This is a genomic window from Taklimakanibacter albus (genome assembly GCF_016595235.1).
Lineage (GTDB): Bacteria > Pseudomonadota > Alphaproteobacteria > Rhizobiales > Aestuariivirgaceae > Taklimakanibacter > Taklimakanibacter albus.
The window spans coordinates 951,049-960,290 of the sequence record NZ_JAENHL010000007.1 but is presented as its reverse complement, the minus strand read 5'-3'; the positions used below and the strand labels follow the sequence as shown (position 1 = coordinate 960,290).

The following is a 9,242-nucleotide window of genomic DNA, read 5'->3' as shown; positions in this document are numbered from 1 at the left end:
CCCGGCCATCTCGCCGCCGAGATCGAAGCCGCCGAGGGACAGATCGTCGTCTCGAAGCTCGTCCTCGACGCGACCGCCAATATCTTCAATGCGCTGGCGGCATCGGCCACCAGCACCTCGGTGAGCCTCGATCGCCATTGGCGCAATGCCCGCACGGTATCCTCGCACAATCCGGCGATCTACAAAGAGCGTGTGGTCGGCGACTACGCCGTCAACCAGACGGCACCGCCCTATCTCTGGCTGCCGGGGGCGAGCTGATGATCCGGTCCGTTACGATATGCGCCGGTCGAGAAGATCTCTGACCCGCGTTGCAAGTTGCTCGAAAGTGAAAGGCTTCGAGATGAGCTGCACACCGGCATCCAGCCGCCCCTGATGGACGATGGCATTGCGCGAATAGCCGGTCGTGAACAATACGCCCAGACCGGGTCGTAAATGTAGTGCCATATCGGCGAGCACACGCCCGGTTTTGCCGGGCAGGACAACATCGGTGAACAGCAGATCAATCCGCCGGTTCGAACGCAGAATCGCAAGCGCGGCATCCGCCTCAGGCGCTTCGAGAACGACATAGCCAAGTTCCGACAGGATCATCGTGCTGTAAGCCCGGACATCGTCATTGTCCTCCACCACGAGAATGACTTCACCCTCGCTGCTGGTTGGAGCAACGGGCTCGCTTGGACCGGGCTGGCTATCGGCACTCCCGGTGAAGCGCGGAAAGTAAAGCTTGACGGTCGTGCCCTGGCTTTCTTCGCTGTAGATCGTCACATGTCCGCCGGACTGCTTTACGAAACCATACACCATGCTGAGCCCCAGCCCGGTGCCACGGCCAGGCTCCTTGGTGGTGAAGAAGGGCTCGAATACACGCGCAACCACATCCTTGGCCATTCCCGTGCCTGTGTCGCTGACGGCCAACATGACATATTGGCCCGGAATGACCTCCGTGTCGGTCGCGCTGTAGCTTTCATCGAGCGCCGTGTTGGCGGTTTCGATCGTCAGCTTGCCTCCATCTGGCATTGCATCGCGGGCATTGACCGCGAGATTGAGGATCGCACTTTCGAGCTGGTTCTGATCGATCTCGGCAGTCCACAGCCGTGGCGCCAGGACTCCCTCGAGCTCGATCTGCTCGCCCAAGGTCCGGTGCAGAAGCTCTGTCATCTCGCGCACCAGCGCATTCAGCTCAAGGGGTTTGGGCTCGAGAGGCTGACGTCTCGAGAAGGCGAGCAGGCGCCCGGTGAGATTGGCCGCTCTTTGTGCCCCTTGCAGTGCCATATCTGCCGCCCGGGCGATCCGCGCTTGATCGCCGGTCTTGCTGCGCTTGATCGTATCGAGGCCGCCGATGATGACGGTGAGCAAATTATTGAAGTCGTGGGCGATGCCGCCGGTAAGCTGGCCGACCGCTTCCATCTTCTGAGCCTGACGGAGCGCGTCCTCAGCCATGGCGCGACGCGTCACTTCTTCCGCCACCCGTTCTTCAAGATTAGCGTTCAGCGCCTGCAGCTCCCCTTCCGCCCGCCGACGCTGCTGAAGCTCACGATCGGCCGCCTGGAACAGTTGCGCATTGTCGAGCGCGATGGCCGCCTGACTTGCCAGGCCGATGACACGCTCCTCCGCAATGGCGTCAAATACATCAGTCTGCGAATGTCCGAAGAACAGTCCTCCCAGCACCTCGCCGGTGCGGGATTTTACCGGGACGGCCAGATAGCTGCGCACCGGCAGATGCCCCTTCGGCATGCCATAATGTGGCGCCGTATGGCCATAGCGGGGATCCTTTGTTATGTCGGCAGAGCGGACGACAGCTGTCCCCATGAAGGTTGGCGTGAAGACGGCGGTATTGCGCGGCATCGGAAACCTGTCGAAGGCCTCTCTCGGCGCGCCCGACAGAGTATAAAGCGTGTACCGCTCACCTTGTTCGTCGATGATGTTGTAGAAGAACGCTCCGAATTCGGCGCCGGAGATCTCCACTGCAGCGTCGGTGATCGTCTGAACCAGCCTGTTCTGGTCGAGGTCTCCCGAAATAGTGGTGGCGGCGCGATTGAGAATGGCGAGCGCCGTGGTCTGCTCCTTCAATGCCGCATTGGCGGCCTTTTCCTCCGTGACATCGATGACGACGCCAGCCATCCTCTTGCCGCCCTGGGCGTCCGTTTCGACCTGACCGCGGGCGATTACGGTGCGTTCCTCACCCGATCCATGGACCCGGTATTCGGCTTCGTAGGGTTCTCCCGTTTCGATGGAGCGATTGAGGACCGACATGAGGCGAGCCTTGTCGCGCCGGTCGATGGCTTGAAAAAACGCTTGCAAGGGGAGACCAGCCTCCGCATCGGAAGCGGTCACCCCAAATACCTCGACCAGCGGGCCCTGAATGGCGAGCCGATCGCTATCCACCGTCCATTCGAAAACCGCGACGCGTCCGGTCGAGAGCGCGAGCGACAGGCGGTCCTGGGACATCAGGTATCGTTGCTCGCTTCTGAAGACGGCACGGTTCGCCTCACGCCGGACTTCCGCCATCTGCATGTTGGAATGCACCCGGGCCAGCAATTCGCGGGCCGCAAAAGGCTTGATCAGGTAGTCGTCAGCGCCGGCCTCAAGGCCCTCGACTTTTGCCTCCTCGCCGGCGCGCGCGGACAACATGAGAATTGGTACTTCGGCAAGGGCCGGGTCGCTCCGGATACTTCTGAGCAGGCCGAATCCGTCCAGTTTCGGCATCATGACGTCGGTCAGGATCAGGTCGGGTTTTCTTTGTCGCGCAAAGGCGAGAGCAGCTTCACCGTCACCCGCCATGTCGACAACATATCCCTGGGCCTGCAGGAGACGGCAGACATAGGCGCGCATATCCGCATTGTCGTCGGCAAGAAGTACACGCTTCCCGACTCCCGATCTGGCAGGCGCCTGCGCGGCGATCGCTCCCAGTCCGGCTAGTGAAAACTCACCTTGCGATTCCAGTTCGGGCGCGGTGTCGGGCAGCCATTGCAGGGCCTCGTCGACAAACTCATGCGCTCTGACGACATCGGCTTCTCCGGTTGCCTCTGCTTGAACGCGATCTGGCGGTAGATGCTCATGGCCGAAAGGCAGTGAGATTGTAAAAGTCGTGCCAGCGCCATGCGTACTTTCCACGGCAATGTGTCCGCCGTGAAGCTTCACCAGCTCCTGCACCAGCGCCAGGCCAATGCCACTTCCTTCGTAACTGCGGCCCTGGCCCCCCTCTATCCGGTGGAAGCGCTCGAAGACCTTCGATATTTCTTTTTCGGGAATTCCAATGCCCGTATCACGTACCTTCACCATGGCGGCGCGACCATCGTTCGATGGTGCGATGGCCACGGAGATCTGGCCCTTCAGCGTGAACTTGAAAGCATTGGAAAGAAGGTTGAGGAGAATCTTCTCCCACATCTCGCGGTCCACATAGACTGGCTCATCGAGTGCCGGACATTGGAGGTCGAGCCGCATCCCGGACTTCTCGATGGCGGAGCGGAAGCTCGACGCGATTTCGGCGCTGAACTTGGACAAATCGGTCGGTCGATATGTGGCATGAACTCTTCCCGCCTCTATTCTGGAGAAGTCGAGAAGGCTGTTTACGAGCCGAAGCAGGCGAGTGCCATTGCGGTGGGCCAATTCGACTTGTCTGCGCATCTCCTCGACGGATGCCTTGCCGGACAGAAGTTCCTCAAGGGGACCAAGCATAAGCGTGAGAGGAGTGCGAAATTCATGGCTTACATTGGAGAAGAATGCGGTCTTGGCACGATCCAATTCCGCCAGCGCCTCCGCCCTGCGCCGCTCTTCTTCATAGGCGTCGGCGTTCGCGGCGACTGCGGCGATCTGGCCCGCGACGAGGCTGAGAAATCCACGATAGCCTTCATCGAACAATCGATAAGGGTTCAGGCCCACGATCAGAATACCGGCCCGGCCAGTTTCGCCCGAGGGCGGAACCGCGAGCACCGCGACCTTGTTCGTCGCTCTGTCCCATGCACCTTTCGGAAGGGCTTCATCGAACATAGCGGTGATCTGCTCGAGCAGTACAGGTTCGTAGTTCTGCAGCACCTCGGCGACCGGCCATGGCGCGATGCTGTCGACGGGCAGGGCCGCCGGGGCAGCCGGGTGATCAGCGGCAAGGCCGTGCGATGCCACCAACGTGGCGTGGTCGTCATCCGGTGCGACCATATAAAGTAATGCGAAAGTCAAATCCTGCGGGTCGGTCGCCAAAGCCGCCATACTGCGTTGACATGCTTCGCTCCAGGACCGGGCATCGGCGGTTTGCGCCGCGAGTTCGCTCAGCAGCTTCAGTTGGCGCTCGCCGATGACGCGCTGGGTGTCATCCGTGTTCGCGCAGATGATGCCGCCCGGCGTGCCGTCGTCATCCGGAATCGGGCTGTAGGAGAATGTGTAATAGGTCTCCTCCGCATAGCCGTGACGCTCCATGATCAGGAGCTGCTCTTCGACATAGGTGCCTTCCAGGCCTCCCATGGCGGTGTTGAGCATGGGGCCGATGTCCGGCCATATTTCGCGCCACACATCCGCTGTCGGCTTCCCCAGGGCCCAGGGATGCTTACCGCCGATGATGGATTGATAAGGATCGTTGTAGAGATAAATCAGTTCTTCGCCCCAACCGATCCAGATCGGCTGTCGAGATGTCAGCATGATCCGGACCGCGGTCTTCAAGCTTTGCGGCCAGGTCTCGGGACTGCCCAGCGGACCCCTGGCCCAGTCATAGGCACGAATGAGAGTCCCCATTTCGCCGCCTCCCGCGAGGAAACTGGGGGCGCTTGCGCAGGAGCCGGTAGCGGGAAGATCAGGGGCTCGCATGATCGTTTGACGTGGCCTGTGCTGGGGGGAGTTCCTGAATGTTCCTCTATGCCGGCCGGGCGAGCGCCGACGAAAGGGCGGCTGAAAGCTCCTCCACGAGAAAGGGCTTAGAGACGACAGGCCTGGTGCGGAATGGCTCTGGCACGTCTGCTGCTCCATAGCCACTTGCAAAGGCAAAAGGGATGCCTTGGTCGGACAAGGCATCGGCGACTGGAAAGACCTTCTCGCCGCGCAAATTGACATCTAGAAGTGCAAGGTCAAAACCACCTATTTTTACCTTTTCCAGCGCCTCGGTCAGGCTGCTGGCGCTCACAGCCGCCGCACAGCCCAGGTCTGCGAGCATGTCTTCCACTGACATGGCAACAAGAACTTCGTCCTCGACGATAAGGACGCGCATCCCTTCCAACCCCATCGTGTTCTCCCGTACGACACTTATTTGAGTTTTATGCCGGTCACGCAGTTCAACGCAAAGCTATGGACTCTGCTTCGCCGCGAACCCCAACGTCGACGTTCAGGGAAAGTTCCGATGCGTGAGGAATATTGTTTTCTGCGCCGTAAGGTGGAGGCCGGTATTGCCTGCGCAACCTCAGCTTTAGTCAGGCCTGGCTGTTCCTCGTTGCAGCAAATGCCGGCGTGCGAGCCGGATCACCCCTCAATGACGACCCGGCCCCTGGGTGTCGAGCAGCAGGCCAGGATATAACCCTCGGCGATCTCTTCATCGAGAATGCCGCCATTATGCTGCATGTCCACTTGGCCTTCGAGGCAGCGCAGCCGGCAGGTGCCGCACAGGCCGGACTGGCAGGCGCTTGGTATGTTGATTCCGATGCCTTTCGCCGCCATCAGCACCGTCTCGCCGGGTCGGCAGTCATGTTCGACGCCGGATTGCGCGAAGATCAACCGCGACGTCTCGACCGAGGAACTTATCGGGACTTCCAAAGCCGCTGGGTGAAAGCTCTCCTCGTGATAATCCCGCATGTCGAAGCCTGCATGTGTGAGAATGGCGCGGATCCCGGCCATGAAAGGCTCGGGGCCGCAGCAGAAGATCTCGCGATTGCGGAAATCGGGCGCCATTTCCGGCAGGAGGCTGGTTGAAATCCGTCCACGAAATCCCGGCCAGAAGCGCGAGGACGGATCCTCGACGACCCAGGCCAAACGAAAAGGCTGCATGCGGCCGGCCATCCATTCGACCTCGTCCCGGAAGATGATGTCGGCTGGAGAGCGTGCTGCGTGGATGAAGGCGACATCGGCGGCGCGGCCCTGATCATAGAGCCAGCGCGTCATCGACATCATCGGCGTGATGCCGGAGCCCGCGGAAATGAACAGATATTTCTCGGCTGGATGATGCTGGAGCGTGAAGACTCCCGATGGTCCATGAGCCTTGAGTCGCATACCGGGTTTCAGGTGGTCGAGCATCCAGCGGCTGCCGATGCTCTCGGCTTGCGCCTTCACGGTCACCGACACGGTGAAGGGTCGCGATGGTGCGGAGGAGAGCGTGTAGCTGCGCAGCACATCCGGCCCGGCTTCGGGCAGTTCGAAGGTCATGAACTGGCCCGGCGCGTAGCGAAACCAGCTCTGTTCCGCAGTCTCGAAGGTGAATGTCTTCACCCCCGGCGCTTCCGTGATGGCCGACAGGCAGATCAGGAGCTGCGTGCGGTCGTTTCTCGGCGACATGTCCATCGCCACCTCACGCGACACAGCTGAGCCTGACGCCGCTGCCTTTCAGCCGTGGCGCCAGGGCATTGCAATACCAGTCGACGAACTGGACGACCCCGCTTTCATGGTCGGGCGCATAAGGTCCCGGCTCATAGGCCGGCGAATTGATGCCGCGCTGGTTCTCCTCGACGATGCGACGGTCCTGGTCGTTGGTCTGGTTCCAGACATGGGTCAGCTCGGTGACGTCATAATCGCCGCCTTCGACGGCCTCCTCATGCACCAGCCATTTGGTGGTGACCTGCGTCTCCTTCGGTCCGAGCGGCAGCACCCGGAAGGTCGTCGCATGGTCGCCGAGCAGATGGTTCCAGGTCGTCGGATAATGATAGAGCAGCATCGAGCCGATGCGCTCCGTGGCGATACCGCCGAGCGGGCGCCTGACCGCGGGCTTGCCGGTCAGGGTGAAGCTCGTCGTGTCGCGCAACAACGGCACCCGCATGGTGCGGTACTGGCCATCGCCGCTGATCTCAAAGCGGCTGGGGAGACCAGCTGCCTCGCAGCGCTGCCAATGCGCCTGGATCTCAGGATCGCTGTCGGCGCCGTCGATGCCGGTCAGCGTCGGGCGCTCGGGGAAGGTGCGGCAGAGCTCGGGATGATTGGCGGAGCAGTGATAACATTCACGATTGTTTTCCCAGACGAGCTTCCAATTGCCCTTCTCGATGATGGTCGTCTCGCAGGCGACCTTGGTGCGGCCCAGATGATGCGGCGCCATATAGGGCAAAGCGGCGGCGCGGAAGGTCTCGAAATCGGGCGCCTCGTCGGCAAGGCAGATGAAGACATAACCACCGACCGTCTCGCAATGGACAGGCTTCAGCCCGTATTGCTCGGTCTTGAAGCCAGGGCCCATGTCGCGCGCGAACATCAGGCGGCCATCGAGCTCGTAGGTCCATTGATGATAGGGGCAGACGAGACGGGCGGCGGTGCCCTTGGCGGCGGTGCAGACGCGCGAGCCGCGATGGCGGCAGCTGTTGTGCAGGGCGCGGATCCGGCCGTCACGCGCTCTGGTCACGATGACCGAATAGGCGCCGACGTCGAGGGTGAAATAGCTGCCGTGCTTCGCCACCTCGCATTCATGGCCGGCGAACAGCCATTCGCGGTACCAGATCTCGTCGAGGTCGATCTGGAAATAATCCGGATCGACATAGAATTCCCTGGGGAGGCTCATCTCGGGCTGCCGGCCTTCGAGCCGCGACAGCATATCCATTCGCATATTCTTCATCGCATCGACCCGCTGCTTGAGTTGCATCGACCGATGAAAATGTGATGGAGGAAAGTCGGCGGCCGCAGAAGCGACATTCGCCGCCCGACCGCCCACCGCAGCCCATCGGACTTATGTTCCTGGCTGGTTTCCGGACTTGGCAGCGGATCCTTGCGGATCGCCGCGGCGCCTTCCCGGATGGATCATCCAGTGGCTTTTGCCGCGGGTTGCGCTGCCTTACCGTTGCGGGGGCAGTGCCGGTTTCACACCGGCTTCCCAATTATCCAGCCCGATCGCTCGGGCCGGCACCTTGAACAAGGACATTCAAGCATAGAGGCGGCGGCGGGGCGGTCTCAAAACCGACATTCCGCCGCGGGCCTGAGACACGGGCCCTCAATCCCAGGCGAGCGCACCGCCATTCTGGTATTCGATCACCCGGGTTTCGAAGAAGTTCTTCTCCTTCTTGAGATCCATGGCTTCCGACATCCAGGGGAAGGGGTTCTCCGTCTCGGCGAAGACCGGCGCCAGGCCCAATTGGGCGCAGCGGCGGTTGGCGATGAAATGCATGTATGTCTCGCACAGGCCGGCATTGAGCCCGAGGAAGCCGCGCGGCATCGTATCTTTGGCATAGGCGCTTTCGAGCTCGGCCGCCTCGCGCAGCATCTGGCGGATTTCGTCCTGGAAAGCGGCACTCCACAGATGCGGATTCTCGACGCGGATCTGGTTGATGACGTCGATGCCGAAATTCAGATGGATGGATTCGTCGCGCAGGATGTACTGATACTGCTCGGCGATGCCGACCATCTTGTTGCGCCGCCCGAGCGACAGGATCTGGGCGAAACCGGTATAGAACCACATGCCCTCGAAGACGACATAGAAGGCGACGAGATCGCGCAGGAAGGCGCGGTCCTTGTCCGGCGTTCCGGTGGAGAAGCCCGGATCGTCGAGATTCTGCGTGTGCTTCAAGGCCCAGGCCGCCTTGTCGGTGATCGAGGGCACTTCGCGATACATGTTGAAGAGCTCGCCCTCGTCGAGACCCAGGCTTTCGACGATATACTGGAACGTATGGGTGTGCACCGCCTCCTCGAAGGCCTGGCGCAGGAGATATTGCCGGCATTCGGGATTGGTGAGATGGCGGTAGATGGCGAGCACGATATTGTTCGCCACCAGCGACTCGGATGCGGCGAAGAAGCCGAGATTGCGCTTCACCGCGCGCCGCTCATCATCGGTCAGACCATCCTTCGACTTCCACAGCGCGATATCGGCCTGCATCGACACTTCGGTCGGCATCCAGTGATTGTTGCAGCCCGAGAGATATTTCTCCCAGGCCCAACGGTATTTGAGCGGCAGCAGCTGGTTGACGTCGGCGCGGCAGTTGATCATCGCCTTGTCGTCGACGCGTACCCGTCCGCCTGAGCGGTTGATGGTGCCGAGCCCGGTCGCGTCAGCGATCGCGGACTTGGGCGTCTTGTCGAAAGCGGGATGCAGACGGCGGCTGACATCGGCGGCGGTCGGTTCCGACCAGTCGAGCGTGTTCATGTTC

5 protein-coding genes, 1 pseudogene and 1 riboswitch are annotated in these 9,242 nt (G+C 61.2%); of the genes and pseudogenes, 1 reads left to right on the top strand and 5 read right to left on the bottom strand.

The window, feature by feature from the left end:
- Positions 1-258: pseudogene (locus JHL16_RS16200) on the top strand (acyl-CoA dehydrogenase family protein); the annotation flags it as partial.
- A 12-nt stretch (positions 259-270) separates the two neighbouring features.
- Here JHL16_RS16200 and JHL16_RS34990 read toward each other — a convergent pair.
- The 5 genes from JHL16_RS34990 to JHL16_RS16170 form a co-directional block, all read right to left on the bottom strand.
- On the bottom strand, positions 271-4,719 hold the full coding sequence (locus JHL16_RS34990; RefSeq protein ID WP_246770951.1) for an ATP-binding protein: 4,449 nt from the start codon (positions 4,717-4,719) through the stop codon (positions 271-273).
- A gap of 118 nt (positions 4,720-4,837) precedes the next feature.
- Positions 4,838-5,203 (bottom strand): response regulator, encoded by a 366-nt coding sequence (locus tag JHL16_RS16185; protein ID WP_200185920.1) that lies wholly within the window; start codon positions 5,201-5,203, stop codon positions 4,838-4,840.
- Positions 5,204-5,436: 233 nt separating this feature from the next.
- The gene (locus tag JHL16_RS16180; protein ID WP_200185919.1) at positions 5,437-6,468 is read right to left on the bottom strand and encodes an FAD-binding oxidoreductase; all 1,032 of its coding nucleotides are present in this window, start codon (positions 6,466-6,468) and stop codon (positions 5,437-5,439) included.
- A gap of 7 nt (positions 6,469-6,475) precedes the next feature.
- On the bottom strand, positions 6,476-7,711 hold the full coding sequence (locus JHL16_RS16175; protein WP_420884560.1) for an aromatic ring-hydroxylating oxygenase subunit alpha: 1,236 nt from the start codon (positions 7,709-7,711) through the stop codon (positions 6,476-6,478).
- 113 nt (positions 7,712-7,824) lie between these two features.
- A riboswitch (cobalamin riboswitch) is annotated at positions 7,825-8,027 on the bottom strand.
- A gap of 65 nt (positions 8,028-8,092) precedes the next feature.
- A complete protein-coding gene (locus JHL16_RS16170) occupies positions 8,093-9,238 on the bottom strand; it encodes a ribonucleotide-diphosphate reductase subunit beta (protein WP_210346030.1) in 1,146 nt (381 codons plus the stop codon).
- Positions 9,239-9,242: the final 4 nt, after the last annotated feature.

Excerpts from the sequence above, each read along its gene's own strand:
- JHL16_RS34990 (WP_246770951.1), bottom strand. The coding sequence starts at position 4,719 with ATGGGGACTCTCATTCGTGCCTATGACTGGGCCAGGGGTCCGCTGGGC.
- JHL16_RS16185 (WP_200185920.1), bottom strand. The coding sequence starts at position 5,203 with ATGGGGTTGGAAGGGATGCGCGTCCTTATCGTCGAGGACGAAGTTCTT.
- JHL16_RS16170 (WP_210346030.1), bottom strand. The coding sequence starts at position 9,238 with ATGAACACGCTCGACTGGTCGGAACCGACCGCCGCCGATGTCAGCCGC.
- JHL16_RS16180 (WP_200185919.1), bottom strand. The coding sequence starts at position 6,468 with ATGGACATGTCGCCGAGAAACGACCGCACGCAGCTCCTGATCTGCCTG.
- JHL16_RS16175 (WP_420884560.1), bottom strand. The coding sequence starts at position 7,711 with ATGCGAATGGATATGCTGTCGCGGCTCGAAGGCCGGCAGCCCGAGATG.